Origin of the sequence: Haloferula chungangensis, assembly GCF_042664875.1 — a bacterium.
GTDB classification, from domain to species: domain Bacteria; phylum Verrucomicrobiota; class Verrucomicrobiia; order Verrucomicrobiales; family Akkermansiaceae; genus Haloferula; species Haloferula chungangensis.
Genome location: NZ_JBHTBS010000008.1, coordinates 1 through 26855, shown reverse-complemented (window position 1 = coordinate 26855; position 26855 = coordinate 1). Strand labels below are relative to the sequence as shown.

Here is a 26855-nt window from a genome sequence, read left to right as displayed (position 1 = left end):
ATCCATCTGCCATGGCTTCTTCAACTCTCGCGGAGAAACTGCACGAGTACCCGCAACACGACGTTATCGATGGAGGATCGGATCCGATTGATTCGATTCTCGATGACTGCCTCAATCAGAACGACGGGGTGCTACAACTCCTGCACCGCTACGCCGGTCGCACCTTTTGTACCCCAGGGAAACGCATCCGTCTGGATGCGAAATCGTACTATCCGGACTACATGGGCGGCACCGGTCTCGATGAGATCTGGATGTGCTGCACTGTGCCGATTGTGACGGGTGTCATCGATACCCGCACGGGAAAGGCGCCTTTTCGAGAAGGGGAAGCCCACGTGCTGACGCCGGACGGACAAGTCGTCTCGCTACAGGAATTGATTCAGGCCGATCCCAAGGCCGTCATGGGCGAGAAGATCATGGCTGTTTCCGAATCGCTGTTCGGTGAAATCACCTGGCCGATCGTTTCCAAGAAGTTCGACAACCTGAATCCGATTCCGCATCACCTGCATTGGTCGAAGTGGGAGGTTTACGACATCAACTCCTTCGACAATCCCGGAGTCAATCCATCGCATTATCACACCACTGCCATGGGATTGTATCCCTTCGTCACGAAGGATGATTTCCTGGCGTGCATGAAGCGCTGGGGACAGGGCGAATACAATGGCGTGCGGCATCTTTCGCCGCATACGATGATGCAGCTTGATAACGGCTTTGTGATGCCGAATGGCGTGCTTCACTCGCCGACGGACCTTTGCACGCACGAGTTGCATGTGACGATGGACGAACACTTCCTCGCCGAGGACCGGACGCTCGATGGCCGGATCGGCGCCGCGGATGCGTTTTATGCCTGCCGGGAAGCGGACTATCCGAAGGACCGGCACGAAGACTGGGAGTTCCTGGTGGATACCTTCGACTTCAAGGCCAATCAGGACCCGGACTTCGTGAAGAAGAACTCGCGCCCGGCGATCACCGCTGAGGAATTCGCCGGCGAAGGAGTAGACGCCAAGTGGATCGTTTACGGGGAGGTCCTCGGCGATCAAAAGTGTTCGATTCTCCGTCTCACCCTGGCACCCGGCGCGAAGACGAAATTCTGTCCGGAAAGCCCCGCGCTGTTCCACACCAATGGCGGACGCGGACGCGTTGGAAAACTCGAAGTGCGCTATCACCAGGACATGAAGCTTGGTGAACTTTATCCCGAGATCGGGTTCATTACCCAGGCGGCGCTGAATCGCGGCGGAGTGGAAATCGAGAACCTGGGGTCCGAACCGCTCGTCCTGACCTTCGACTTCCCACAAAACGCGCATTCCAAAACCCCCGGTATCCTCGCCGGGTAACTCGTTCCATCCATCATGAAAAAGCAAATCCGAATCGGACTCATCGGCTACGGCTTCATGGGTCGTACCCATTCAAATGCCTACTCGCAACTCGACCACTTCTTCGACACCCAGCACGTGCCCGTCCGTCAGGCCGTCTGCGGTCGCAACGAGGAAGCGGTGAAGGAGTTCGCGGAAAAATGGGGCTATGCCTCCTACGAAACCGACTGGCGCGAGTTGGTGAAGCGCGACGACATTGACGCGATCGACATCTGCACGCCTAACAACTCGCACGCCGAGATCGCACTGGAGTGCATCAAGCACGGCAAGATGGTGCTCTGCGAAAAGCCGCTCGCGCTGAATGGCGAAGAGGGTGAGGCGATGGTCAAGGCGATCGAGGAATCCGGTTTGCCAAACCTCGTCTGGTATAACTACCGCTTCCTCCCAGCCGTCACCCATGCCAAGAACATTGTGGCAGCCGGTGAACTTGGTCGCATCTTCCACTACCGCGCGAACTTCCTCCAGGACTGGACGATTTCCGAAGACCTGCCACAAGGCGGCGCCGCGCTCTGGCGTCTCGATGCAGCCGCGGCTGGTTCGGGCGTGACGGGTGACCTGCTGGCTCACTGCATCGACACCGCACGCTGGATCAATGGAAACATCGTGTCCGTTTCGGCGATGACCGAGACCTTCATCAAGGAGCGCGTTCACCAGGAAACCGGTGAAAAGCAGGCGGTGACCATCGATGATGCCTGTTCCTTCCTCGCCCGTTTCGAAAATGGTTCGTTGGCAATCTTCGAGAGCACCCGCTACGCGCGTGGTCACAAGGCGCTCAAGACTTTCGAGATCAATGGCGAGCACAAGTCGCTTTCCTGGGATCTTCACGACTTGAACCGCCTGTCCTACTTCGATCACGGCGTGCCAAGCGATCGTCGCGGATGGAGCAGCATTCATTGTTCCGACGGAGACCAGCCCTACGCTGGCAACTGGTGGGTTCCGGGTCTTTGCCTCGGCTATGAACACAGCTTCACTCATGGCCTCTATGAGTTCATGAAGTCGCTCGATGATCCTTCCGCCGAGAAGCAGTATCCGGACTTCCGCCACGCGCTGGGCACCCAGTATGTCTGCGATGCTGTCCTCGAATCCGCCCGCACCGGGCAGTGGGTCGAGGTCAAGCAGTCCTGAGAACGGGCGTTCCAATCTGACCAGTAAGTTCTCATTGCGATCTGCGCGGTGAGGACGAGACTGGTCGGCAAATGTCCGAACGACCTGCAACATCCGGGAAGAGGGGCTCTTGCGTCGTCAAGGGCCTGGTTTTATTCGCCGTTATCGCCCTCGTTGCAGGTGTCTTCTGGTGGTGGAATAATCGCCCCATCGATCCGGTCGTGCTTTCCGCCGAGGAAAAGCAGGTCGTCGAGCAGAAGGTCGAAGTCCTCCAGCAGGAAGAGCCGGTATACGAGCCGGGCAAACGGGAGATCGAACTCAGCGAACGCGAGCTCAACGGCCTGCTCAACGAGCACACGACGCTAGGCGATAGCGTGAAGTTCGAGCTGGCGACCGATGCGGTTCACGCCCGTGTCGAAATGGATCTCGATGAGGACCTTCCGGTCGTGGGAGGAAAGACGCTTAAAGTGAAAGCTCGATTCCTGGTTCATGAAGATGAGTCGGGCGTTCATTTTGTCATTGAAGACGTCACTGCCTGGGGGGTCTCGCTGCCGAACGATTGGCTCGGGGGCGTGAAAGGCCAGGATCTGATCGGCGAGGCGATCGGAGGAAAAGGTGGCAAGCTCGCAGGAGTGAACTCGCTCAAGATCGAGCCCGGAAAGATCCGGATCGAGTTGAAGGAGTAAGGACTTCCAATCTTTCGATCTGACTGGGATTCATCCACTGAACTTCCGATTGGACGGTAATTCTATATAAATAGAAATTAAGGTTGACCTCCGGCGGCGTATTTCTATTTAAATAGAAGAAAGATGGCGCGACGAAAATCAAGGCACCCCACCGAGCTGGAGTTGGAGATTCTCAAAGTTCTTTGGGAGGAGTCTCCTCTGACGGTGAAGCAGGTTCGTCAGGTTCTGGCTGATCGATTCAGAACTCTGGCCCACACTTCTCTGATCACGACGCTCAATGTGATGTTCGACAAGGGATATGTCCTTCGAGAGTCGGTTTCGGAGGGGAAGGGGTATGAATTTTCTCCGAAGCTCAGTCGTGAGGAGGTATCACAGGGAATGGTGGGTGATCTTGTAGCTCGGATGTTCGGTGGTTCGGCTTCGGCGCTAATGCTTAGCCTGCTTGAGAGCGACCAGCTGAATGCGGATGAGCACTCCGAACTGAAGTCTGCGATTGAGCGATATAGAAGGGGGGAACGGAAATGAACTTCAGCGAGTTCGCGGTATCCTTCACCCAGGCGATCCTTCACTTTTTCTGGATCGGTGGATTGGTAGGTGGGTTGGTTTTTCTGATCGACCGACTGTGGATCCGGACTCCCGCCGCGCGGCACGCGGTGTATCTCGTCGGGATGCTGGTGCTGGCCGGCACCTTTCCGGCATGTATGCTTTTTATTGGAGAGAAGGAAGGCGGTCCCTCGATTGCAGGTGCGCAGGAGATGGGGCATGTGGAAAAGCGGGAACTCTCGGAGCCGGCTGCCACGATCGAATCGGATCCGGTTTCCGTTCCACACGATGGAGTGGGATTCCTCTCGGGAACCGAGGGGCTTGTCGTGGTTTTGGAGGATGAAAGACCGGTTTTCTGGAAGGCCTGCGCGCCATGGGTGATCACCCTTTATCTCATAGGGATTTCGGTGATGATCCTTCGCTTGCTCTTCGGGTGGCGGTGTTCGGCTCGTCTTTTGGCGGGGAGTTCGTCGATGGTCGGCGAGCATTGGCGACATGAAATGAACAAGATGGGGATGACCCTCGGCTTGCGGGTCATGCCGCTTTTGAGGTGGTCGCAAGAGGTGGCGTCTCCGGTGGTGCTGGGCTTGGTCAAGCCGGTCATCCTGCTTCCAGTGGCCTTGGCCACTCGATTGAGTTTGGTTCAGGTCGAGGCGGTGATCGCTCACGAACTCGCTCACCTGCAACGGCGTGATCCCTTGGTGCTGGTGATTCAGCGGATGATTGAGACCGTGCTCTTCTTCCATCCGCTTGTCTGGTGGATGAGCCGAGTCCTGGAGCAATCGCGCGAGGAAGCCTGTGACGACCTGGTTCTCGCGTTGGGCTGTGATCCGGCGGACTATGCGGAAGCCTTGGTGCTTTGCTCGGAATTGAGATGGGAGAATGGGGCCAGCTTGCCTGAGGGAAGCGTGAGTTTGGCGGCGACGGGTAACCGGGTCCATCCACTGGAAAGACGGGTGATGCGTTTGTTGGGTGAAGGGGGGCCGGGAGGCGTCCGGCTCGGAAACGTCGGATGGATGGTCGGATTGTTATCGCTTGCGGGTGTCGCCATCACCATGGCTCTAACCGATTCCGATCCCGATTCCGATCTCGATTCCGACGAGTCCGCGGATGGCGATTCGCAAGCCGGGTCGGAGGAGTCGATTGATGGCGGCGAAGGAGAGTTCATTGATCGCAAGGAGAATCGGGAGCCAAGGATGGACGGAACACCGGTGGATCTGGATTTCACCGCTGGTATCTGGAACCTGCCCATGGATCAATTCGTGCTCCGACCGGATGCGAAGGAGGTAACGGTCGTGAATTTCGATTTTCCTCCGATACTGTCAAAGGTCGCTCGCACACCGGGGGCGACGGCTGGAGAAGACCGTGTGAATCTCAACAAGGCGAAGGTCGGGCAGTTGTTTATTCCCGAACCGGACGTCGTGATGCCTATCAACGGGGTGGTGATGGCGCCAGTGGATTTGGGTGAAAAAGCGATAGACCAGAGGGTCATTCGGGAAGGCTTGAAGGGGAAGTCGCTCTCTGAGGTGGCCGATGAAGTCATCTTGTGGAACCGGCGAAATCCGGGGATGGTGTCGCATCGAATGGTCGCCGGTCAGCACTATGCGACTCTCGAGCCATCGGGCCGGATCGTCATGATGGGGGTCCACGGAAAGCCCGGTAAGTTGTGGGTCCAGTTCGTGCCAATCGGCAGGCTGGAGATTGGCGAGAATGCGTTGCGGAACCAAGAGGAGCTTCGTCGAGCTTGCGAAAAAATGTTTGCTGATACTCGCTTGTTGGAGAAACGAGACGAGGGAATCGACAGGGAGTATTGGCCAGCGGAAGTGAAGGCCTTGAATCCGATCCGGGTCTATACCGATAGGGCGAATGTGGTTGTGGTTCTCAAATGGGATCGGGGTGTTGAGAGTGGGCTTTATGTCGGGTTGATAGTTTCCTCATACGCTCCGAGGGTAGGGCGGGACGGGCAGCATGGTTTCGAGTTCGAAGAGGTGGGGGAGCCGGTCATCAGCTATCGGCGGGAAGTTGAGACACCCTCAGGCACACTCAATCCCGTCATCCCCAACCATCCGAAAACGGAAGAGAACTACGGGCGACTGCCCGAACGTAAGCCGGACCGTGGCGAACCACGTGGGAATCTGGATTTTAGTGAAACCAGTACGACACTGAATTTCTCCTGGCTAGTTCCCCACCCGGATAGGGATTTGGTTCAGGTTATCGATCTTGGCTCTCGACCGACCTTATCAACGGTGCCGAGGAAACCAGGATCCACCAAGGAGCAAGATCTGGCTGCTATCGAAAAAGGTAAAGTTGGCGACCTTTTCGTGCCGGAGCCGGACGTGATCATGCCCGTGAATGGAGCGATTCTTGCTCCATTGGAGCTAGGGGTCCCGGCCAGTTTCTCATTGGGAGTTGTCAGCGCAATCAAAGGACTGAACTACGGAGAAATTGTGGATGGGATTGTCCAATGGAACCGTGATCATCCGGGGACGACGCGACATAAGCTAGTGGCAGGGAAACACTACGCTGCACTGAATCCTGATGGTGAAGTCGTGGTGTTTGGCTTGCCGGGCGATCCCAAGGAAATTCTGGTGAATTTGCAGCCCCTCAAGGTTCGCATGCCGGTCGAGCCTGTTAATCGCGAAGCGATCCGCTTGAATATTGCACTCGAGAATGACGAAGCCGTTTACACAATGAATTACAAAGTGGTGGAACTAGGTGATATCGAAGATCTGGTTCGTGAGAGGCATGAAAAATACCCTCGTGTGGAGGTCAAGATCAGCTCGGATAGGGAAATCAAGTTTGAGCGACTATCTGCGGTCATATCGGCAGTTGAGAAGGCTGGTATCTTGCCTCTTAATATCGAGATAATCGCCAACTGAGCCTCTGAGCTCCTCACTCTTCGAGATCCACGAAGTGCCTGCGGGATGCCAGTAGGTGCTTTCTCATCACATCGGACGCGGTCTGCTGATGGCCTGACTCGATGGCGTCGAGGATCTCGCGATGTTGCGTGACGACGATGTCGTACCAATCGTCATTTCCCCGGTTGGTCTGGGCGTAGTCGATGCAGCGTTTTTCGAGCGCGCCGAGGAGGATCGAGTAAATGTCGTTCCCCGATGCCTTGGCGATCGTGAGGTGAAAGGCGATGTCGTACTCGCTGAACTGGTTCCTCGCTCCGCGCGTCTTTTCCATGTTCTCGATGATCCGGCGGAGGTTGGAAATGACGCGCTCTCCAGCTCGTTTGGCGGCGAGTTTGGCGCACTCGGACTCGATCAGGATGCGGAAATCGATCAGATCGAGGAAATCGGCATCTTCCGCCAAGGCGGAGTAGGTTTCCACCGCGCTCCCCAAGGATTCGAGACTCGGATCGGCAATGTAAGTGCCCGAACCCTTCTCCGAGCGGAGCAGACCTCGGCCTCGAAGCTGTTGGATCGCTTCGCGGATGACGGTGCGACTCGCTTTGAATTCCGCACAGAGTTTTTCCTCGGAAGGTAAGCGTTCGCCCGAGGGTAATCTCCCGGCGAGAATTTCGCGTTCCAGCTGGCTGACGATCTTGCTGCTGAGTTGCTTCATAGGTTCGAATCGCAAAGTTGGGGAAAAATTTGAATGACAGCGAGGATGTATTCTGTATGACAACTTGCAGCCATGATACAGAACGGAATCCTCAATCCCCACGTGCTCGAGCTTATCGCGCGCGTGCGCCATACCAACACGCTGGTCATTTCCGACTGGGCATTTCCCTACTGGCCCGAGATCGAGACGGTGGATATCTCGTTGACCCGGAACATTCCAACGGTGCTCGATGTGCTCAATCTGCTGAAGCAGAACTTCAAGATCGGGAAGATCTGGCAGGCTGAGGAGTTCACCACTACGAACTCGGCGAGGGTGATCGAGGACTTCGATGCCTCCTTTGCCGAGATTCCGAATGTCTCCGTCTGTCGTCTGGGGCACGACGATTTCAAAAAGTTGGTGCCATCGGCCATCGGCCTGATCCGCACGGGCGACGCCACCGCCTACGGCAACCTCATTCTTGAATCGGTCTGATGCGCACGGCAGTCACACTGAGCAGAGTCGCCGAGTCGGCGGCCGGCCCGTTCGTTTTTCATGATCCTCTCGCCGAGGGCTTCAAGAAGGCAGCTTCGGCAGGATTCGATGACGTCGAATTGTTCTTCCCCGGCCCCGATGCTGTCGAACTCGACGCCGTGAAGGCGCTCTGTGACCAGCATGGTCTCGGAGTGGCCGCCGTTGGAACCGGCGCGGGCATGGTGAAGCACGGGCTTTCCCTGACAGATCCCGATCCGGCGAAGCGCGATGCGGCACTGGAGTTCATCCAGGCGATGATCGAGTTCGGGGGAAAGCTGGGAGCACCGGCGATTCTTGGATCGATGCAAGGAAGATGGGGTGGGGAGGTTTCCCGCGATCAAGCGCTTGGCTGGCTCGCCGATGCCCTGCGACTGGCTGGGGAAACAGCGGGCCGCTTTGGTGTTCCCTTCATCTACGAACCCCTGAACCGGTACGAGTCGAACCTGATCAATCATCAGGCCGTGGGCGCCAAGTGGATCGAAGCAGAATCACTCTCTAACATCGTGCTTCTCGCCGACCTCTTCCACATGAACATCGAGGAAGTGGACCTCGCCCAAGCGATCCTCGATGGAGGTCGGCACATCGGGCATGTGCATTATGCCGACTCCAACCGTCAGGCGATGGGATTCGGCCACACGGACCCGGCGCCGATCATCGCGGCGCTGAACGAGGTGGGTTACCGGGGCACCATTTCTGCCGAGGTCTTTCCGCTTCCCGACGCCGAAACGGCGGCACGGCAAACCATTCAAAGCATCCGCCAATTCCTGCCCGGCTGCTGAACCCCATTTCCCAAAACTCATGAAAAGCAGACCTCTCGGTAAAACCGGCATCGACCTCCCCATCCTCTCATTTGGCGCATCCTCGCTCGGTGCGGAGTTTCGTTCCATCAGCTTTGACGAAGCGATGAGATCAACCCGCACGGCGCTCGACCTCGGGATGAACTTCATCGACGTTTCGCCCTATTACGGTCGCGGCATGGCGGAGATCATGCTCGGGCTCGGATTGAAGGATGTCCCGCGCGATTCGTACCTGCTTTGCACCAAGGCAGGCCGATATGCTGAAGAGTATTTCGACTATTCGGCCAAGCGCATGGAGGAGAGCCTGCACATTTCGCTGCAGCGACTTAAGACCGACCATCTCGATGTCCTGCTGCTTCACGATCCGGAATACATCCGTCTTCCCCAGGTGTGGGAGGAGACCATCCCTGCGATTCAGAAGTTCAAGGAACAGGGAAAGGTGCGGGCGATCGGCTTTTCCTGCTATCCGCTCAAGACCTTCAACACGATCTTGGATCATGTCGAAGACGACATCGACTGCGTGCTTTCCTACAACCGCTACACCCTGCAGAACACCAGCTTTGTCTCGGAGATTTTGCCCCGCTTGGAAGCGAAGGGCATTGGGGCGATGAATGCCGGTCCGTTCTCGGCCCGCTTGCTGACCAATGCGACGCTACCTGACTGGTTGAAGGAGCCAGAGGAGGTGAAGGAAGCCGCCCGCCAGGCTGCCAAGGCATGCTCCGACCGGGGTGTCGATATCGCCAAGCTCGCGCTGCAATTTTCGTGTGAGCATGAGGGCTTGGCGACAACTGTCGCCGGTTCCGCCAACCCCGACAACATCCGTAAGTGGGCGCAATGGCTCGACGAGCCAATCGACCGAGAATTGCTTGCTGAAGTTCAGGCAATCTTTGAGCCCGTGAAGGATCTCGGACACGTCGAGGGTCTCCCTGAAAACAACTAATTTCATGCAAGCCATTCAATTTACCGCCAAGGGAACCGCTGTTCTAACCGATATTCCGGAAGTCGATGCTCCTGGTCCGGGGCAGGCACTGGTGAGGACCCATCGTATGGGTATCTGCGGAACTGACATGTCCGCCTTTCTGGGCAAGTTTCCTTTCTTCCAGTTTCCCAGGACTCCGGGTCATGAACTCGGCCTCGAGGTGCTCGCCGTGGGGGATGGCGTGAGCAATGTGAAGGCGGGCGACAAGTGCTCGCTCGAGCCCTACGTCAACGATCCGAACTCGATCGCTTCCAGAAAGGGAGCATCGAATGCCTGTCCGAATGTTTCAGTAATCGGGGTTCATGAGAATGGCGGACTGCGTAAAGGGGCGTGGACGGTTCCCGCGCACAAACTGCATTCGGGAAATGATCTCAGCTACGATCAGCTCGCCTTGGTGGAAACGCTGGCCATCGGCTATCACGCCGTGCAGCGGGGAAATCCCCAACCGGGCGAAACCGTCATGGTAATCGGAGCCGGCCCCATTGGTCTGGCATGTCTTGAATTCCTCAAGCTGATGGATGTGAAGGTGATCGTCCTCGATATGGCCGAGAATCGTCTGAAGTTCTGCCGTGAAAAGCTTCGATTGGAAAACACCCTTGTGGCCAGAAAGGATGGATCCCATGTCGCGGAGGTCGAGGCTCTAACAGATGGCGGCTTCTGTGATGTGATCATTGATGCCACCGGCCACGCCGGATCGATGATTGGAGCATTCCAGATGGCGGGGATTGGTGCGCGTGTCGTCTATGTGGGAATCACAGCTCAGGAACTGAGCTTCCCTCAGGCGCCATTTTTCCACCGTCGGGAACTCAGCGTGATTGCCAGCCGGAACGCCCTTCCTGCGGATTTTCCGGCGATCATCCAGATCATCAGGGAAGGGAAAATCGATCTCGATCACTGGATCACCCATCGCATCGACATCAGCGAGGTGCCGGCGGAGTTCGCAAAATTCTGTGACCCTGCCACCGGTGCCATCAAAGCGATGATTGAAGTGAACTGAGCCCTAACATTTGAATCAAAAACCCCATGAAACCCTGTCCAAAATTCACATTCGGTGTCGGCGATCGTTTTGCCCACAGCGCGCAGGCCCAGCTTCAAGCCTTCATCGCAGCCAAAGAGCTCGGAATTGAGATCACTCCGGTTTGGAACAAATCGAATCGCGAACACGACATCATCGGATCAGAGCCTCAGGCGACCCGCGCCGCCGCAGACCTCGCGGTGAAGAACCTTGGCTGGGACGGCGATTATCTTCTGGATGCCGACCATATCAACCTCGGGACGGTTGATCGGTTCATCGCACCATGTGATTTTTTCACGCTTGATGTGGCGGAGGACATTGGTGAGGCCGCGGATCCCGAAGATATCACCGCATTCATCAGGCGTCACCCGGAGCTGATTGGCACGGTGAGCGTTGAGGGGATCGAGCAGGCGTTTGAGATTTCGCGTGAGGACGTCGAAAAAACCGCCATGCAGTTCCTCCGTGCCATTCAGAAGGCAAAGGCCATTTATGATCACATCGCCGCAGTGAAGGGGAAGGATTTTGTCACCGAGATATCCATGGACGAGACCGATGAGCCCCAGACCGCAACTGAACTCCTGGTGATCCTTGCCGCCGTTGCGGACCAGGGGGTGCCCATCCAGACGATTGCGCCAAAGTTCACTGGCCGTTTCAACAAGGGAGTGGATTACGTCGGCGATGTGGCTCAGTTTGAAAAAGAGTTCAACGACGACCTCGCTGTGATCGCCCATGCCGTCAGAAACTATGGGCTACCAGAAACGTTGAAGCTTTCGGTTCACTCGGGTTCGGACAAATTCTCCATCTACGCGCCGATCAAACGTGCCCTTGCCCGGACAGGCGCCGGTCTTCATATCAAGACCGCTGGAACCAGCTGGCTTGAAGAAGTGATCGGCCTGGCCGAAGCCGGAGGCCGTGGCCTTGAACTCGCGAAGATGATCTACATCAAAGCGCTTGAGAAGAAAGAGGCACTATGTGAGCCGTATGCGACGGTCATCGACATCGATTACGCCAAGCTGCCAACGGCCGAGGAAGTGAATGGCTGGACCAGTGAGCAATTCACCGGTGCGGTCCGCCACATTCCTGGAAATCCGCTCTACAATGCGAATGTCCGCCAGCTTCTCCACGTGGGATTCAAGGTCGCGGCCCAGCTTGGGGAAAGCTACCTGAGTGCGCTCAAGGATCATCGCGAAGTTGTTAGTCGATGCGTGACCGAGAACCTTCTCGAGCGCCATATGAAGCCGCTATTTCAGTAATATGGAGAAGAAGTTTTCATTACCAAAGGAAAGCTTGGGTCCATCCGCTCTTCCTCCGCAAAGGAGTTTCCAACGCCTTCTCCGTATTCCGATATGATCGACTCCCATCACCATCTCTGGGCCTACTCGAAAGAAGAGTATGGCTGGATTCCCGACGGCTCACCCCTCGCGGAGGATCAGCTCCTGCCTGAGTTGGAAAGCGTGACCTTGGCTGCTGGCGTGAAAGGCACGGTGGCCGTTCAGGCTCGGCAGCTGGTGGAGGAATCCGATTTCCTGCTCGACCTGGCAGCTCAGTCGGATCTGATTCGTGGAGTTGTCGGCTGGGTTCCCCTGATTGATGAAGATGTCGACGAGGATCTGGCACGCCTGGCCACCAAGCCGAAGTTCAAGGGCGTGCGCCACGTCCTTCAGGACGAGACGGACGAGTATTTCCTGCGCGATGATTTCCACCGCGGTCTGGCGATGATCCCGGCTCACAACTTGCGGTATGATCTGTTGCTTTTTCAGCGGCAGCTTCCTGTGGCGATTCAGCTGGTGGATCGTCAGCCTGAGCTCGGAATTGTCGTGGACCACATCGCCAAGCCCGAGGCCCACATTGGTCGGATCGAAGAAGCCTGGCGCAGGGGAATGAGGGAGCTGGCGAAGCGGGATAACGTCATCGGAGTGAAGTTTTCCGGGCTGATCACCGAGTTCCCCCACGGAGAGATCGATATCGGAACGGTAGAGGCCTACTTCCATGAAACCCTGGAGGTTTTCGGGTCCGAGCGAGTGATGTTCGGGACGGATTGGCCAGTCTGTCTCTTGCGGAGTAGCTATCGAGATTGGGCGAAAATGGTGTCTTCCACGGTTTCGAGCTTGTCGGATGCCGAACAGGAGAAGATTTTGACGGCGAATGCCATACGCGTCTACCAACTGTAAGAAAATTGTAATTGCCGGCGTCTCGGGCAGTGGCAAGACCACCATTGGTCTGGAACTCGCTCACCTCCTGGATGCGGAGTTCGTGGATGCGGACGATTTCCATTCTCCTGAAGCGATTGCCAAGATGGCGGCAGGTCAACCGCTTGAAGATGAAGACCGGGTCGAGTGGCTGTCGGCACTCGGACGAAGTCTCGCCGCACGGGATCGCTCGACGGTGCTGGCCTGCTCGGCGCTGAAGAAATCCTATCGGGACCGCCTTCGGGAACTTTGCGACGGCCTGACCTTCGTGCTTCTAACAGCCGAGACGGAACGTCTTCGCGAGAGGATTGAAGAACGGGCTCGCGGTGGTCACTTCATGCCTTCGTCGCTGCTCGATTCGCAGTTGGAAACGCTGGAGCAGGGTGATGACATGATCGTGATCGTAAACGTAGGCCCCCCTGAAGAGGTAGCGGCGCGGGTGTTGAGCGGGATCTGAGGGGGGTGTTGCAAAATACCGGAATCCCGCCAACAATCGGGACGTGCGCAGCATACTAATCACGGGGGGAAATGGCGGTCTGGGCCTGGGGATCGGACGGTATTTTCTGGAGAAGTTTCCTGAAGATCGGGTTTGGCTCGGAGTTCGCTCGAATCGCGACAAGGCAGAGGCGCTGGTGGCGGAGTTCGAGGGGCGCTGCCGGGTGGTGGATTTGGAGGTGACTTCGAAGGATGCCTGGGAGAAGGCGGTGGAGACGATCATGGCAGCAGATGGCCAGCTCGATGTGCTGGTGAACAATGCCGGCGCCCATCAGGACTCGCTTTTGGCAACGATGACGGATGAAGCCTGGAGTTCGGTCGTTTCCTCGAATCTGGATTCGGTTTTCCTCGGATGTCGGGCGGTGATTCGGCCGATGATGGGGCGGAAATTCGGGCGGATCATCAATATCGCCTCGCTGAGTGCGGTCCTCCCGCCACTGGGTCAGACGAACTACGCGGCGGCAAAAGCCGGGGTGGTGGCGCTTTCCCAGACGCTGGCAAAAGAAGTGGCGCGGGCGGGGATCACGGTGAATTCGATCCTTCCGGGATACATCGAGACCGAGGCGCTTTCCCACATGGATGCGGACGCGGCGAAGCTGGCGAAACGAGGGATCCCGATGCGACGGTTCGGACGGCCCGAAGAGGTCGCGGTGGCAGTCGGCTTTCTCGCTTGTCAGGATGCGGGCTACGTCACAGGGTCCGCCCTGAAGATCGACGGCGGAATCTTTTAAACCGACTCAAAACCATGCCACAGGGCCCTGAATTGCGACAACAGATCAAGGAGATGATGATCGAAGAGCTGATGCTCGATTTCGAAGTCTCTGAGATCGAGGATGAGACGCCGATTTTCGGTGCGGGTGGACTGGGGCTGGACTCGGTCGACGCGCTTCAATTGGTGGTGGCAATCGAGAAGACCTTCGGCCTGAAAATCGCGGACTCTGAAAAGGCCAAGGTTGTGCTGCAAAGTGTCGAGACGATCGCCAAGGAAATCGAAGCCAACAAGGACGCGAGCTGATCCCCGACGCCGAATGGACACCGAGCTCCGTGATGAAGTGGCAGGTGTCCGGGTGAGCGGACGGACGGCTGGGGAAAGGAGCGGTCGATGAAGAAGGTGCTGCTCTTTTTGCTCAAGCTGGTCCTGACGATCAGCTGCTTGGCTTGGGCTCTCAATGGAGTCGAGTGGAAGGACTCGATCCTTTCACGGCCGGGTGATCTCGATTGGCAATGGATTTTCTGGGGAGTTGTCGCAGCTGGTCTGACGATTTTTCTAACAGGCGTCCGGCTTTGGGTTCTGTTGGCGGCTCAGGGGATAAAGATTTCGCTGTGGCGGGCGAATGAGCTGACCTTGATCGGCAACCTCTTCAATCTGGCAGCGGTGGGTGGCGTGGGGGGGGATGCGGCGCGAATCTTCCTGCTGATCCGCGACCATCCCGAGCGAAAATTGGCGGTCACGGTCGCCGTGGTGTTTGATCACCTGATCGGTTTGGCGGCGATGTCTCTGGTGTTCTTTGCCCTGACGGCGGGACGCTTCGATGCGCTGGCGAGTCAGAGCGTTGAGACGAAGGTCATCATGAGGTTTTCATGGGTGTTCTTTGGTGGAGGGCTCGCGCTGACGATTCTCATGATGCTGGCTGCCTATCCACCGATTCACGCGCGGATTCACGCTCGTGGACGAAACACCAAGATCGCTTTCATGAAGCAGATGCCGCTCCTGCTCGATCTGTTCCGAAAGGAGTGGAAGTATGCACTGACGGCGCTGGTGGCCGCTGTGGTGATGCTGCCGGTTTACTACGGCAGCTTCTGGTTCAGTGCCAAGGCGGCGGGATCATCGGTCGATGCGGGACCGGTTCTGATCTCGATGCCCGTGGTTGATATGATGGCAGCGATGCCGCTTTCCATTGCCGGTGTGGGTGTGAGGGAAAAGGTCTTCGAAACCCTGATGAGCGACCTGACTGGCATGGACCCGGGGACGGCGGTGGCCGCGTCCTTGATTGGCTTTTGCTGCACTTTGGTGTGGGCGGCGTTGGGAGGCTTGCTTTTCCTGCGTCCGAGTGATCGGGTTTCGGTCAAGGAGATCGGGGAATCGACCGCAGAAAGCGATGGAAGCAACTGAGAAGGGATTGGGTGTCAGTCTGGCATCATCGTTCTTTGGGCACTACGCTCATTGTGGTTTTCTGTGCGAACTGGAGAAAGCGGGGGTGGTCCCAACGCGCATTGCGGGCGCTTCGGCAGGTGCTTTGGCGGGTGGAATGTGGGCGGCGGGGCTGCGCGGAGAGCAGCTGCTGGATGAAATCCTTTCGTTTGGTTTCAGGCGTTCGTTTTTCGACTTCTCGGCGATCTGGCGATTGCCGGGTGTGCTGACCTGGTCGTATTCACCAGGGATTCTTGCGGGTAGCCGGATGGAGCGGAGGCTCAAAGGTTTGTTCGGAGAGATGAAGCTTGAGGATCTCAAGGAGCCGAAGCTTGAACTCGCCGTAGCGAACGTCTGCAAGAGCATTGGCGAACTCCGTAGCGAAGGACGACTGGTGGACTTCATCATTGCGAGTTTCTCGATGCCGCTCGTGTTCTGTCCTCGGACGATCAACGGAGAGCGATTTCTGGATGGAGGGATTTCCAATGAGACGCCCTATGCCCACTGGCTGGATGATCCGACGATCGATCAGATTCTGGTGCACAAGATCCGCATCGACGATTCGAGCGTCGGGAAAGGCTTCATGAATCCCGGGAAAGTGATTTCTGCCATCCATGCGATCCCGAACGCGGAACTCGAAGGGTACCGCAGACGACACGCCGAAGCCTCGGGAAAGGAAGTCATCGTCCTGGAAACCGAGCAGATCAATCCCGGGCTTCTGCAGAGTCGGAACAAGGGGCGTGCCTTGTTCGAAGGGGGGGCGGCGACGGCCAGAAAGTGGCTGGATAGCCGTTGAGCGTTTTACGATTGGCGGAAAGCTGACCGACGCCGGGCTTTGACCAGGATCGCAATGATCAGGACGGCGATGAGCGTGAGGATGAGATAGACCCACCAAGGAATCGGGATGTGAACAAGGAAGTCGATCTCCAGCGGACTGGCGAGGGCATCACCGAGTGAGAATTCCCAGATCAGCGTTCTGCCTTCGTCCTCGGTTCGGGTGGCGTTGTGAACCGCTGCTCGGTTGGGAAGGTGGATGATGTACTGGAGGCTCCGCTTTCGGCGCTGGTCTGAACTAACTGCCAGGGCAGCAAACCCAAGCGCCCTCTGGAGATCGATCCGGCGGTCGAAGTCGATGGCGAGTCCTTCCCATTCGACATCGAACTCGCCGGCAAAGCTGGAAGCGGCTTTGGGCAGGTTCCGGATCACTTCGTTGTCCTGCATTTCGATCAACGAGAGCATCGAAGGAGTTGAGGCTTTCAAGGTGATGGCCGCCTCGCCTTCACTCGTGGTGATGGTAAGCTCGTCGAGTTGGAGTTCGGGCTCGGAATCGATGAGTTTGTGGATCTGATTCCGGAGTTCTGACTCGCCCCCGATAAGCTTGAGGCTCGTCGCCGGCACGGTGTAGGTCATTTCAGCACGGCCGGACCCATCCGCGGCAACCCAGATTTCCTCGCGAACATCGAAGCACGAACTGAGGAGCCAGCAGCCCAGAAAGCAGAGAAGGTAGGGGAGCAGTTTCATGGGCTGGGCGGAAGCTGAGTGACCTGGTCCAAATTTTCAAGACGAGGTGTTGCGGGAAGGCGGAGCAGTGTGGAAGGTGCGTGCCTATGGAGCGCGTGATCGAGCCGGAAATCATCGACGGTATGGCACCGGATCACCCGATGGCAATCCGCAGCCGTCGGGACCTGAGGATGATCAATTTCATCATGGGAAACGAACGATGGATCCGTGGCTGTGTGAAGAAGCACCGTGCTTCCGCGGCGAAGGGCATTGTCGAATTGGGCGCGGGAGGAGGCGAGCTGCTAGGAACGCTGGCGAGCTATGGGCCGTCGACGGGTTATGATCTGGTCCCGAAGCCGGAGCACCTGGGTGAGGAAGTGTCTTGGAAACAGGGGGACCTGTGGGCGCGGGAGGCTGAGATCAGCGGTGGGATTCTCGTGGCGAATCTCTTTTTGCATCACCTGCAGGCAGAGGAGTTGGGACGTCTCGGCGACATGGCGAAGCGCTTTGATGTGCTGATCTTTGTCGAGCCGCTGCGCACGAAGGATGCCGAATGGATGGGTGAGCGGCTTCTGCCGATCGTGGGGGAGGCGACGAAGCATGACATGATGGTCAGCATTCGTGCGGGCTTTGTGGCGGGTGAGTTGCCTGAGCTGCTAGGATTGGGGAGCGAGTGGAAAGTTTCCGAACGAAGCACGTGGCGCGGTGGACATCGCGTGCTAGCTTTGCGTGCTTGACCAAGGGAATCACCATCGCGGGCGGAGGACTAGCCGGGCTTTCGCTGGGCGTGGGTCTGCGGATGCGTGGGGTGCCGGTCGTTTTGCACGAAGCCGGCCGTTATCCGAGGCATCGGGTGTGCGGCGAGTTCATCTCCGGGGTGCAGGCGACGACATTGGAGTCCTTGGGAGTGGCGGAAGACTTGGCGGATGCCCATCGCCACGTCCGGGCGAAGTGGTTTCGGGAGGGAGATGAGCTGCTCGATGCGAAGATGCCGCAGGCGGCGTTGGGGATTTCGCGATATCGACTGGATGCGCGATTGCGGGATCGTTTGGTCGGCGAGGGTGCTGAGCTTGTCGAGGATTCGCGATGTGTTAGGGAGCCGGGCGAAGGTCTGGTCTGGGCTGCGGGGAGATTGCCGAAAAAGGGGGGGTGGATCGGATTGAAATGCCATCTCATGGATTTCCCCATGCGTTCGGATCTGGAAATGCACCTTGGATCGAACGGCTATGCGGGGCTGGCTCCCGTCGAAGAGGGGAGGGTGAATGTTTGTGGTTTGTTCAAGCTGGATCGAAGGAGGAGAGGGAAAGGAAGCGGATTGTTGCGGGACTATCTGCGGCAGGGTGGGAATGGAGGGCTTGTGGGTCGCATGGAACGAGCGGTGGTCGATGAGTCATCGTTCCTCGGGGTCTCGGCTTTCGAGCTTGGCTGGCAGGGCGGTGAGGAATCGCTATGCACGCTAGGCGATGCAGAGGGCATGATCCCGCCGTTCACCGGCAATGGAATGAGCATGGCATTCGAATCGGCCGAGTTGGCACTGGAACCGCTCGAGAGGTGGTCGCAGGGTAAAATTTCCTGGGAGGCCGTCGTTCGGGAGATCCGCGAGAGAGCCCACCGGAAATTTCGCCGCCGAGTGGCCAACGCGATGCTGCTTCACAAGATGTTGTTAGATTCCCGCGGGCAGCGTTTGATTTCAGTGATTTCAAAATCCGGCCTACTTCCTTTTCGTCCACTTTTATCGCTCGTCCGCTGACTCATGTTTCTCGAATCCACTGCCACCGCCCTGCCGCCCCATCGCTACACCCAGCCTGACTGTCTGGAGGCCTTGCGGGCGACGCCGATCCTCGACGGATTGAAACCTCGCTCGAAGGCTCTTTTAGGGAAGGTGCTTTCGAATGGGGTATCGGGGATTCAGTCGCGGCATTTCTGTGTGCCGGAGATTGCACCGGTGGTGACGCGGGATGCGCAGGAACTGAACGAATTCTTCGAACGTGAGGCTCCGGTGCTGGCGGGGAATGCTCTGGTGAAGGCTATGGAGAAGGCGGGAATCGAGGCGGCGGACTTGGATGCGCTCTTCATCTGCACCTGCACGGGCTATCTTTGTCCGGGAGTGACGAGTCACGTGGCGGAGAAGCTGGGGATGAGGTCGACGGCCTACATGCAGGATCTGGTGGGTCTCGGATGTGGTGCGGCGATTCCGATGTTGCGAAGTGCGGAAGGTTTTCTGGCCAGTCACCCGGGTGCGAAGGTGGCGACGGTGGCGGTGGAGGTCTGTTCAGCGGCTTTTTATGCGGATGATGACCCAGGCGTGCTGATCTCGTTATGCCTCTTTGGAGATGGAGCGGCTGCGGCGATCTGGAGCAACGAGGCGGGTCCGGGGAAGTGGCAGGCGGGGCACTTTACAACGGTGCATCGACCCGAGCAGCGGGAGAAAATCCGCTTTGTGAACGCGGGAGGAAAGTTGCGCAACCAACTCGACAAGGCGGTGCCGGGATTGGCGGCCGAAGCGGTGGAGGAGCTCTACGCGCAACGCCAGGGTGAACCCGACCGCGTGCTGGCGCACTCGGGGGGGCGCGATGTGATCGATGCGTTGGAAGCCGTGCTGCCGTTTACCCTAACAGAGACGCGAGAGGTGCTGGGGGAATGTGGCAATATGAGCAGTCCTTCGGTGATGTTTGCCATGGATCGGGCGCTGGCGCGCGAGAATGGTGACAAGCGCTGGTGGCTGACGGCCTTTGGAGCGGGCTTTGCCGCGCACGCTTGCGAGATGTGGCGATGATCAAGGAGCAGGGATTTTCCAACCTCGAGGGTGGAGCATGTTTAGTGAACGGAGAGCGACACTCCGGAGGAGCTGTCGCAACTTTCGCACACCGAAGGCGTGCGACTCGCTACGTCGCTGGCGCGACTCGCTGCAGGAGGCGTCCAAGGGCGAAGGCGACGAGCGGAACGACAAGTGTGGCGAGAAGCAGCGGCTGCTGCTGCAGACTGAGGTCTGATGCTCCCAGACTGTTAGCCAAAGGAACGGCAGCAATGAAATCGATGAGAGGGATGCCGGCGAGCAGCGCGGAGACGAAGCGGGGGACGGGCTTCCGGAATTTGGTGAGGCAGAGGCTGAGCCAGATCGCGAACGGAATCAGGCCGATGATCGAAGCAAGGGGATAGTAGATCATCCACCACGACGACATCGCCGCGAGCGGGAGGAAGAGCATGGCGCGGGAAAGAAGCACCATGCCGTGCGGTGGGTGCTCGGTGGATTCATAGCGGGCGGCGAGGGAGAGACCGGCGATGTAGATAAGCAGGCCGAGGGCGTGGGTGAAGATGAAGCCGTAGGCGAGCCAGGAGACCGGTCCTTGAAAACCATAATCATGAAACTGCGGTTTGGAGGCCGCAAATCCCATCGCATAAAGTCCCGCCCGACAAAGCCCCATCGGAATCACGGCCCAGCGGGTGCGTTTGTGGAGCCAGGTGTAGAGGATGATGGAGGCAAGAATCGCGAGTGCGGCATAGAACACGGGGTAGCTGATGCTCGATGCGGAGAGGATGCCATTGATGGCGAGGAAAAGGGCTCCGACGAGATAGACGAAGGGACTGAAAAGGCCTGCAGGAAGGGCCCGCTCGGGGCGGTGCTGCCTGTCCCACTTCTGATCGAACCAGTCGTTGGCGAGATTTCCGGCAAAGTAGAGACTGAGACCGATGAAGATCAATTTGCTGAGATCGCTGAAGGGGTCGGCATTTTCGCCCCAGTAGAACCACCCGAGCATGTAGCCGATCCAGACATTGCTGACGACACTGGGTGCGTTGGCGATGCGCAGCGAGGCGAGGAGGGCGCGAAGATGGGTCATGGTTGGAAGGGAATGAATCGCCGGATTACGGGTTGTTAGTGGATTTTCCGTAGATCCTTGACGAGGCAACGACGCATCTCATTGACTGAGAACCCACTGGTATTCGGCGGCAATTTGTTCTTCGACGGGACGCTGCATGGTGCTGGGAAGGACGCCCCAGGTGTAGGTCTCGATTTCGAAATGGGAGCAGATCCCGGGATCGGCGGTGCAAAGCTTGAGGACGTCTTCGACCTGGATACGGGTGGAATGAAGCGGTGGCTCGGGGAGCTCGTCGAGCGGGATGTGGAAGTGGATCCGCCACTGTTCGGCATCGCTGCCATTGGCGAGGGCGGCAAGGCCGTCGGGAAGATCGGGATGGCGGGTGATGCTGCCGTCGGGATGACGCTCCATGACTTGGTGAAGATAGGTGGGCTCATCAAAGGCGCGGATGGCTTCGATGGCCCCTTCGACACGTGGATCGAGCGCGAGCGCTGCGGAGAGGTGGATCTTGGAAATGCGGATGCCTTCATTGCGCATCGCCTGCAGCGAAGTACGAGCATCCTCGTACTCGAGCGCGAGGTGGCAGCAGTCGTAGTTGATCCCGATACGTCGCTTGACCTGCTCGTGGTCCTCGGCATCGGCGAGAAGGCGGTCGTAGAAGCGCAAGGTCTCTTCGGTGTTCTCGAAGTGGCCGAGGGGTTCGGGTTCGAGTCCAAGGTGGAGGTCCCGTTGGGAGACATCGCTGAGGGCATCGACGAAGGCGGCGAGCTTGATCAGGTTTTCCCGGATGAGCTCTTCATCCGCATTGAAAGCCTTGAAGGACCCGGGGAGCGTGGAAACGGAGCCATCGACGCCCTCGGGGACGAGAGATGAGACGATGGTGAAGAGTTCCTTGGTATACTCAAGGCGGGCGGGGTCGGTCCAATCGGGACGGTAGACATTCTCCTTCACGCGGGTGCCGTGGAAGTCGCCGTAGGGGAAGCCGTTGATGGTGAAGACGTAGGTGTTCTCGGAAGCGAGCCAGTCTCTGAAGCGGGCCAGCTTGTCACCGCTGAGGAGTTCGCGGGCGGCTCGGGCGGAAAGCCGCAGGCCGATCGCGAAGGGGTCCTGGTTCGCGCTGACGAGATCCCGGACTTTCAAGGTGTGCGTGGAGATTGCGTTGAAGGTTTCTTCCCACGACTCGGCGGGATGGATGTTCGTGCAGTAGGCCAGGTGACCGTGGGCGAATCTCATGGCGGGAGCATGAAGGATGCGGGAAGCTGCGCAAGACTTGGCGTGGGGAAGCTTGACCGGGACGACAGTGCTGCTTCTTTAGTGATTGAAATGAGCAATACGCCACCACCCATCCCGCCATCGAGCGGCCCTGCGGAAAGCCTTCGTGATTTTGTGGCACGGACTGCCGAGCGCGATCGCGGACACGGCTTGTTCGAGCTGGAAACTCCCCGGTTTCTGGAAGTGAACCTGAATGGCCGAATGAACATCAAAGTGGGCTCGATGGTGGCCTACGAAGGGCAGATCAAGTTTACGCGTGAAGGAATCATGGACCAGGGGATCGGCAACCTTTTGAAAAAGGCGGTCTCGGGGGAGGGAATGCGGCTTTCTTACGCCGTCGGACACGGTCAGCTCTATCTCGCGGATACCGGGAAGAAGATCATCGTTTTGAATCTCAAGAACGAGAGTCTGGTGGTGAATGGCAATGACGTGCTGGCCTTCGAGCCGACGCTTCCCCACAAGATCACGATGATGAAGCGGCTGGTGGGCTTCGCGGCCGGTGGCTTGTTCAATGTGCGCTTCGATGGAAGTGGCCTGTTGGCCATCACTAGCCACTACGAGCCGATGACTCTCAGGGTAGAGCCCGGCCGCCCCGTGACGACGGATCCGAATGCGACGATCGCGTGGAGTGGTAACTTGAATCCGCAGTTGAAGACCGACGTGTCATTGAAGACATTTTTCGGGCGAGGCTCCGGGGAATCGATCCAGATGTTCTTCGAGGGCGAGGGCTTCGTGGTGGTTCAGCCATACGAGGAGATCTATTTTCAGGCACAAGGGGGCTGATCGGTTTGCTCTCACGGCCAATTCGGCGATAGTGGCGGCGGATGCCCGAGGGAATCGCTGAAGAAGTCGAAGAACTGGCCGTGGTCGGCCAGTGGTCGTCGCTCGACGAGGCGTATGAAAACGCCCTCGTGGTGCTGGCGATGAATCTCGATTGCTTCATCCGCGAGGTTGATGGGTTTTTCGCCATCGAAGTCGAGCCCGAGAGGGAAAGGCTCGTTCGGCACGAACTGAGCGAGTATGCCGCCGAGCAGCAATTATGGCGTGAGCGCGCGGAGCTGCCTGTGGGGGCGGTGGGGATGGAGCTGGCTTTGATCTGGGTCTTGTCGCTTGTGGGAATCTTTCTTTTTCAGATCAAGGATCCCAGCATTTCGGACCGCTTTTGCAATTCAGCGGTCGATGTCGTGGCCGGTGGGGAATGGTGGCGGACCTTCACGGCGCTGTTCCTGCATGCGGATGCGCCTCATCTCCTGGGGAATGTGTTCATCGGGGGTGTCTTCTGCTACTTCGTCGCCCAGTCCTTCGGTCAGCTAAGGGGCTGGATGATGATCCTGGCAAGCGGGGTGCTGGGGAATTCGCTCAATGCGCTCTACCATTTCCCCGAGAACTTCTATTCCCTGGGTGCTTCCACCGCGACCTTTGGGGCGATGGGGCTACTTGTTGGGCTGGGAGTTGTTCTGGCGTGGAAATCGCGGACCTATCGGATGCTGAAACCGGTGATGGTTCCCTTGGCCACAGGGTTGATCATGCTCGGTTGGTATGGCGTGGGCGATGGAAATACCGATGTGCTGGCGCATGTTTTCGGGTGGTCTTCGGGAGTTGTTCTGGGAGTGGTGGTTGCGGGGAAAATGGAGACCGAAGTCACACCGTAGGGGCAGCGGAACTGCCATTGATAGAGGGTGGCGACGTGTTGCGCCATTGAAAGATGACACCGGGGAGGTTCGGTCGTTGTGCCGGAATTCATGACACCCGGGCATGTTTGGTTTTTGGCTACTTTCTGGTCGGTTTGGCAAGGCTTAGCGATGGCTCGGGCGGAGTGCAGGCGCTGGAAGCGTCAGCGACCAGTGCCGAAACGCAGCCCGTGCCATCGATCGTTTTCGGGGGGAGGGCGGCTGCCTCTTCGACTTCCTCCAACCAGCCGGCTTCCTCGGCCCGGCGTTCTTCGATCTTGTCGATGATCTCAAATATCACCGCAAGTTTCTCCTCGATCTGCTCAGAGAGCTCCAGTGGATCGAGGCGCTTGCGTTCAGTTCGCAGCTTACTTTTGACTCGCGCTGGAACGTGGGGGCAGTCCAGCATAGGGTCCGGGGCTCGTCGTATTTCTTCGTCACCTTGCTGCCCGAGCGGGTCTTTTCGACGAGCTTCATCACCGGGGTGAAATGGTCGCGCAGTGGCAGCCAGGTGGTGGCGTAGAGGTCGTTGACGAGTTCCACGAGACGGATGTCGCCATAGCGCCCGTAGCCTAACAACTGCCGGACATGGGTGAAGTTTTTCTGCTCTCAGGCTCCGCGCCGCTGTTATGTGAAAGGGGTCGGTGCGTGAATCGTGGTGTTGATCCGAGGGGTTTTGTCATGGGAAAAACTCATAGGAGCTCTTGGCCGTCGGGAGGGCCGGTGGGTCGAGCGGAAGAGCGGTCGGTCGTCGAAAAGGTTCCGCTCGGACGCGGCGGCTCTCCGGCGGCGGCGCGAGCCGGTGATGCTCGCTTCACCTGGAGAGTCACCCGATGCGCCTTCTTTCCCGGCCCGCCTGCGGGATCGGTGGTTTGGCGGTGCGCGGTGTTCCGGGAGGCGGTAAAGCGGAGCGGCACCGTGGGCAGGCGGGAACCGTCTCCCGGAATTCACCGGCGGGATGTGTGGCGGGTTCCCCGAGCACCTGCGCCACGCACATGCTCAAAGGCGGGGCCGACATCCGTTTCATCCAGCAGCTCCTTGGCCACGAGAAGCTCGAAACGACGGCGATTTACACCCAAGTGAGCATCGAGCAGCTCAAGGACGTGCACCGCCGCACCCATCCCGCCGAGAAGCCCAAAAACGAGCAGGACAAACCGCCCGAAACCCCGTAGAGTCCACCCATGACCACCGCCCTTGAAATTGAAAAGGCCATCGAGCGCCTACCCGAACCCGAGCAGCGGAAAGTCGCCGAGTGGTTCGAGGATCATCGTTTGATCATCGCGAGTTCGGCGTCGCTATCGTCGATCTACGACGAGGAAGACGGCGGGGAGAGCCAGCTTGAAGGCGAATGAACCGAGGGGAAATCTGGCTCGCAGACCTCGGCTACGTCGGCAAGGTGCGCCCGGTGCTGATCTTGAGTGTCCCGCCCGGAGACGAAGACAGAGCCCTCGTCACGTATGTCATCCGCACCACCAGTGTGCGCGGAACCGCTTACGAAGTGGCGCACAAGGCACGTGGAATGAAGGCCGGAGCCTTCGACGCCCAGGGACTCGGCTCGACGGACTGGAGTCACTTCATCCGCCGACTGGGAACAGTCGATGCCGTAACGCTTGCGACCATCGAGGAGCGGGTGAGGGCATGGCTGGCCCTTTGAAAAACCTCCTTTCTTTAGCCGCCGAAAGCCGCTAAGACTACGCCCAGAATTTTGGGCTACTACCCACTACCCGTCAGAACCCGCGCCGAGCAAAGGCGACCCCACCGCGAAAAACCGCGTCTGGGGATTTTTTGCTGAAAGTGTTTCGGAGAGCTTAGAGACTCGCCGTGCGGCCCTAGAAACGCATCAGGAAAACTACGGTGAGTCGTGGAAAACCGTGTCGGGTATCCCTCTTTGGCCATCTAGGGACCCGATCGGGGAACGAGGCGGGGTGAACCTCTATGGGTTCGTGGGAAATAGCTCCGTCAATTGGATCGACTACTTGGGCTTGGACCCTATTACGCCATCCCCTCAGAGCGGATGGAATTCTAGGCCTGGCGGTGGGCATTCAAAAAATGCGAATGATTTTTTTGATCAGGACCTCACTGACGAACAGAGGGATCTAGGGGATGAAGAGCAGGTTCATCCATTGGCACCGCCGAAAAGAACGTTCGACCATGGTTGCATCGGGCTAGCGGCGATTTTCTGTCGAAAGAAGCCTGGCGAAATGGAATATGACCTTAAAAACTGCTATGCGACAGAAGAGGCTGCCATCAATGCAGCCAAAGACAGATTTTGCGGCAAGTGTGAGAAGGCAATTGTTGGCGTTAGATACAGTGACAATCTAAAATCTAGTCGACGGAAGATGGCTGATGACTGGTATCCCGTTGATCCAAATAATGTATTTGATGGCCCTTTTGATTTTGGGTTCAGACAGACAGACGGAACCTATATTCACGCCAATCATGGTGGTCAAGGAATGATGGTATATCACTCATCTCGGAGTGTCTTTGCGGAGGAGAAAAAAGAAAAAAATCCTATAATACCACCGTCTTCTGCGTAATGTGCACAAAGAACGAAAAGGAAAATTCAGGCCAATCATCATCATCTGGGCATTAGGCAATAAGGTCGAATTATGAACCGTGCGCAAATTCGAGGTCTCCTAGTGATAGTGTCTGCAGGCTGTTTGTATCTTGTCGCTTGTGATAAGAAGACGATAAATCAGGAGGTTGCCGCTCTGCAGTCTGAAAATCCTGGGGTCGAAGCGCATTCGATCTTGAGGGATTCGTTTGGCAAGGCGGTTATTGTTGAAGGAGAGCTTATTCACTTCAAAACAAAAACATATTCAGATGTTTTGGGTATTAGGATTTTTTGGCTAGATGATCAGCGTCTTATCGAGCCAATCGAGATTGAATTACAAGTCTGGGGATTGTCTAATGATTGGGTAGGTCAGATTGGCGACTGGGTTCGCATTGGTGGATTTGAAGGTGGGTATTATACTGGCGCACCAAGGGATGCTTTCCCCAATGAGTATATTTTGGCTCTACCGGATCTGAGGTGGGTAGGCTGATTTGAATGTTCCCGTATCGGTCGCTGCGTTCTATGCTTCTGGGGATGTCAGTTGAGGCACTTTTTAAGCAAGCGTTGGGTTTGGCAGATCCTTGGGTGGTCACCGAATGCGACTTCAATCCAGAGGCGAAGAGCTTGGTGATTAGAATCGATTTCAAACGCG

General features: G+C 57.6%; 32 protein-coding genes. 26 read left to right on the top strand and 6 right to left on the bottom strand.

What is annotated here, in order from left to right; all coding sequences use genetic code 11:
• The first annotated feature begins 11 nt into the window (after positions 1-11).
• From ACFQY0_RS14900 to ACFQY0_RS14880, 5 genes are all read left to right on the top strand, one after another.
• Entirely contained in the window at positions 12-1331 is a 1320-nt protein-coding gene (locus tag ACFQY0_RS14900; protein ID WP_379713856.1) for a hypothetical protein, read from the top strand.
• Positions 1332-1346: 15 nt separating this feature from the next.
• Positions 1347-2495 (top strand): Gfo/Idh/MocA family protein, encoded by a 1149-nt coding sequence (locus ACFQY0_RS14895; RefSeq protein ID WP_379713854.1) that lies wholly within the window; start codon positions 1347-1349, stop codon positions 2493-2495.
• 71 nt (positions 2496-2566) lie between these two features.
• Positions 2567-3160: a hypothetical protein gene (locus ACFQY0_RS14890; protein ID WP_379713852.1), complete on the top strand. Its 594-nt coding sequence runs from the start codon at positions 2567-2569 to the stop codon at positions 3158-3160.
• Between the two features lie 123 nt (positions 3161-3283).
• The gene (locus ACFQY0_RS14885; RefSeq protein WP_379713850.1) at positions 3284-3685 is read left to right on the top strand and encodes a BlaI/MecI/CopY family transcriptional regulator; all 402 of its coding nucleotides are present in this window, start codon (positions 3284-3286) and stop codon (positions 3683-3685) included.
• Complete coding sequence (locus ACFQY0_RS14880; RefSeq protein WP_379713848.1) at positions 3682-6582, top strand: M56 family metallopeptidase; 2901 nt, start codon at positions 3682-3684, stop codon at positions 6580-6582. The genes ACFQY0_RS14885 and ACFQY0_RS14880 overlap by 4 nt, the downstream gene beginning before the upstream one ends.
• A gap of 13 nt (positions 6583-6595) precedes the next feature.
• Here ACFQY0_RS14880 and ACFQY0_RS14875 read toward each other — a convergent pair whose 3' ends face one another.
• Positions 6596-7273 carry a FadR/GntR family transcriptional regulator gene (locus ACFQY0_RS14875; protein WP_379713846.1) on the bottom strand — a complete coding sequence of 226 codons (678 nt, stop codon included), beginning with the start codon at positions 7271-7273 and terminating at the stop codon, positions 6596-6598.
• A 72-nt stretch (positions 7274-7345) separates the two neighbouring features.
• Here ACFQY0_RS14875 and ACFQY0_RS14870 point away from each other — a divergent pair, with 72 nt between their 5' ends.
• The 11 genes from ACFQY0_RS14870 to ACFQY0_RS14820 all read left to right on the top strand — a co-directional run bounded on the left by ACFQY0_RS14870 (position 7346) and on the right by ACFQY0_RS14820 (position 16185).
• Complete coding sequence (locus tag ACFQY0_RS14870) at positions 7346-7744, top strand: RbsD/FucU domain-containing protein (RefSeq protein ID WP_379713844.1); 399 nt, start codon at positions 7346-7348, stop codon at positions 7742-7744.
• Complete coding sequence (locus ACFQY0_RS14865) at positions 7744-8562, top strand: TIM barrel protein (protein ID WP_379713842.1); 819 nt, start codon at positions 7744-7746, stop codon at positions 8560-8562. The genes ACFQY0_RS14870 and ACFQY0_RS14865 overlap by 1 nt, the downstream gene beginning before the upstream one ends.
• A 19-nt stretch (positions 8563-8581) precedes the next feature.
• Positions 8582-9520, top strand: coding sequence for an aldo/keto reductase (locus tag ACFQY0_RS14860; RefSeq protein ID WP_379713837.1), 939 nt, complete (start codon positions 8582-8584; stop codon positions 9518-9520).
• A 4-nt stretch (positions 9521-9524) separates the two neighbouring features.
• A complete protein-coding gene (locus ACFQY0_RS14855) occupies positions 9525-10556 on the top strand; it encodes a zinc-binding alcohol dehydrogenase family protein (RefSeq protein WP_379713835.1) in 1032 nt (343 codons plus the stop codon).
• A gap of 26 nt (positions 10557-10582) precedes the next feature.
• A complete protein-coding gene (locus tag ACFQY0_RS14850; RefSeq protein WP_379713833.1) occupies positions 10583-11827 on the top strand; it encodes a tagaturonate epimerase family protein in 1245 nt (414 codons plus the stop codon).
• Positions 11828-11920: 93 nt separating this feature from the next.
• Positions 11921-12745, top strand: a complete 825-nt coding sequence (locus ACFQY0_RS14845; protein WP_379713831.1) for an amidohydrolase family protein — start codon at positions 11921-11923, stop codon at positions 12743-12745.
• The gene (locus ACFQY0_RS14840) at positions 12720-13220 is read left to right on the top strand and encodes a gluconokinase (RefSeq protein ID WP_379713829.1); all 501 of its coding nucleotides are present in this window, start codon (positions 12720-12722) and stop codon (positions 13218-13220) included. The genes ACFQY0_RS14845 and ACFQY0_RS14840 overlap by 26 nt, the downstream gene beginning before the upstream one ends.
• Positions 13221-13263: 43 nt before the next feature.
• Entirely contained in the window at positions 13264-13989 is a 726-nt protein-coding gene (locus ACFQY0_RS14835) for an SDR family oxidoreductase (RefSeq protein WP_379713827.1), read from the top strand.
• 14 nt (positions 13990-14003) lie between these two features.
• Entirely contained in the window at positions 14004-14273 is a 270-nt protein-coding gene (locus ACFQY0_RS14830; protein ID WP_379713825.1) for a phosphopantetheine-binding protein, read from the top strand.
• An 87-nt stretch (positions 14274-14360) separates the two neighbouring features.
• Complete coding sequence (locus ACFQY0_RS14825) at positions 14361-15371, top strand: lysylphosphatidylglycerol synthase transmembrane domain-containing protein (RefSeq protein ID WP_379713823.1); 1011 nt, start codon at positions 14361-14363, stop codon at positions 15369-15371.
• Entirely contained in the window at positions 15358-16185 is an 828-nt protein-coding gene (locus tag ACFQY0_RS14820; protein WP_379713821.1) for a patatin-like phospholipase family protein, read from the top strand. The genes ACFQY0_RS14825 and ACFQY0_RS14820 overlap by 14 nt, the downstream gene beginning before the upstream one ends.
• A gap of 5 nt (positions 16186-16190) precedes the next feature.
• Here the strand turns inward: ACFQY0_RS14820 and ACFQY0_RS14815 are convergent, their stop codons facing one another.
• Entirely contained in the window at positions 16191-16910 is a 720-nt protein-coding gene (locus ACFQY0_RS14815) for a hypothetical protein (protein WP_379713819.1), read from the bottom strand.
• An 86-nt stretch (positions 16911-16996) separates the two neighbouring features.
• Here ACFQY0_RS14815 and ACFQY0_RS14810 point away from each other — a divergent pair, with 86 nt between their 5' ends.
• The 3 genes from ACFQY0_RS14810 to ACFQY0_RS14800 are packed head-to-tail and all read left to right on the top strand — an operon-like array spanning position 16997 to position 19665.
• The gene (locus ACFQY0_RS14810; protein ID WP_379713817.1) at positions 16997-17626 is read left to right on the top strand and encodes a class I SAM-dependent methyltransferase; all 630 of its coding nucleotides are present in this window, start codon (positions 16997-16999) and stop codon (positions 17624-17626) included.
• The gene (locus ACFQY0_RS14805; protein ID WP_379713815.1) at positions 17623-18639 is read left to right on the top strand and encodes an NAD(P)/FAD-dependent oxidoreductase; all 1017 of its coding nucleotides are present in this window, start codon (positions 17623-17625) and stop codon (positions 18637-18639) included. Before ACFQY0_RS14810 ends, ACFQY0_RS14805 begins: the two co-directional genes overlap by 4 nt.
• A 3-nt stretch (positions 18640-18642) precedes the next feature.
• The gene (locus ACFQY0_RS14800) at positions 18643-19665 is read left to right on the top strand and encodes a type III polyketide synthase (protein ID WP_379713813.1); all 1023 of its coding nucleotides are present in this window, start codon (positions 18643-18645) and stop codon (positions 19663-19665) included.
• A gap of 109 nt (positions 19666-19774) precedes the next feature.
• On the opposite strand, the gene ACFQY0_RS14795 is transcribed toward ACFQY0_RS14800, so the two are convergent.
• Both ACFQY0_RS14795 and eboE read right to left on the bottom strand, forming a co-directional pair.
• On the bottom strand, positions 19775-20728 hold the full coding sequence (locus tag ACFQY0_RS14795) for a UbiA family prenyltransferase (protein ID WP_379713811.1): 954 nt from the start codon (positions 20726-20728) through the stop codon (positions 19775-19777).
• A 78-nt stretch (positions 20729-20806) separates the two neighbouring features.
• Positions 20807-21940, bottom strand: coding sequence for a metabolite traffic protein EboE (eboE, locus tag ACFQY0_RS14790; RefSeq protein ID WP_379713809.1), 1134 nt, complete (start codon positions 21938-21940; stop codon positions 20807-20809).
• Between the two features lie 90 nt (positions 21941-22030).
• Between eboE and ACFQY0_RS14785 the strand changes: the two genes are divergently transcribed.
• Positions 22031-22762: an AIM24 family protein gene (locus ACFQY0_RS14785; RefSeq protein WP_379713807.1), complete on the top strand. Its 732-nt coding sequence runs from the start codon at positions 22031-22033 to the stop codon at positions 22760-22762.
• A gap of 41 nt (positions 22763-22803) precedes the next feature.
• Positions 22804-23631 (top strand): rhomboid family intramembrane serine protease, encoded by an 828-nt coding sequence (locus ACFQY0_RS14780; RefSeq protein WP_379713805.1) that lies wholly within the window; start codon positions 22804-22806, stop codon positions 23629-23631.
• A gap of 118 nt (positions 23632-23749) precedes the next feature.
• Here the strand turns inward: ACFQY0_RS14780 and ACFQY0_RS14775 are convergent, their stop codons facing one another.
• Both ACFQY0_RS14775 and ACFQY0_RS14770 read right to left on the bottom strand, forming a co-directional pair.
• Entirely contained in the window at positions 23750-23950 is a 201-nt protein-coding gene (locus ACFQY0_RS14775; RefSeq protein ID WP_379713803.1) for a hypothetical protein, read from the bottom strand.
• The gene (locus ACFQY0_RS14770) at positions 23947-24228 is read right to left on the bottom strand and encodes a hypothetical protein (RefSeq protein ID WP_379713801.1); all 282 of its coding nucleotides are present in this window, start codon (positions 24226-24228) and stop codon (positions 23947-23949) included. Before ACFQY0_RS14770 ends, ACFQY0_RS14775 begins: the two co-directional genes overlap by 4 nt.
• Positions 24229-24482: 254 nt before the next feature.
• On the opposite strand from ACFQY0_RS14770, the gene ACFQY0_RS14765 reads away from it, so the two are divergent.
• The 5 genes from ACFQY0_RS14765 to ACFQY0_RS14745 all read left to right on the top strand — a co-directional run bounded on the left by ACFQY0_RS14765 (position 24483) and on the right by ACFQY0_RS14745 (position 26693).
• Positions 24483-24821 carry a tyrosine-type recombinase/integrase gene (locus tag ACFQY0_RS14765; RefSeq protein ID WP_379713799.1) on the top strand — a complete coding sequence of 113 codons (339 nt, stop codon included), beginning with the start codon at positions 24483-24485 and terminating at the stop codon, positions 24819-24821.
• A gap of 9 nt (positions 24822-24830) precedes the next feature.
• Complete coding sequence (locus ACFQY0_RS14760) at positions 24831-25001, top strand: hypothetical protein (RefSeq protein WP_379713797.1); 171 nt, start codon at positions 24831-24833, stop codon at positions 24999-25001.
• A complete protein-coding gene (locus tag ACFQY0_RS14755) occupies positions 24998-25303 on the top strand; it encodes a type II toxin-antitoxin system PemK/MazF family toxin (protein ID WP_379713795.1) in 306 nt (101 codons plus the stop codon). The genes ACFQY0_RS14760 and ACFQY0_RS14755 overlap by 4 nt, the downstream gene beginning before the upstream one ends.
• A 328-nt stretch (positions 25304-25631) precedes the next feature.
• Positions 25632-26186, top strand: a complete 555-nt coding sequence (locus tag ACFQY0_RS14750) for a hypothetical protein (protein ID WP_379713793.1) — start codon at positions 25632-25634, stop codon at positions 26184-26186.
• A 72-nt stretch (positions 26187-26258) separates the two neighbouring features.
• A complete protein-coding gene (locus ACFQY0_RS14745; RefSeq protein WP_379713791.1) occupies positions 26259-26693 on the top strand; it encodes a hypothetical protein in 435 nt (144 codons plus the stop codon).
• Positions 26694-26855 lie beyond the last annotated feature (162 nt).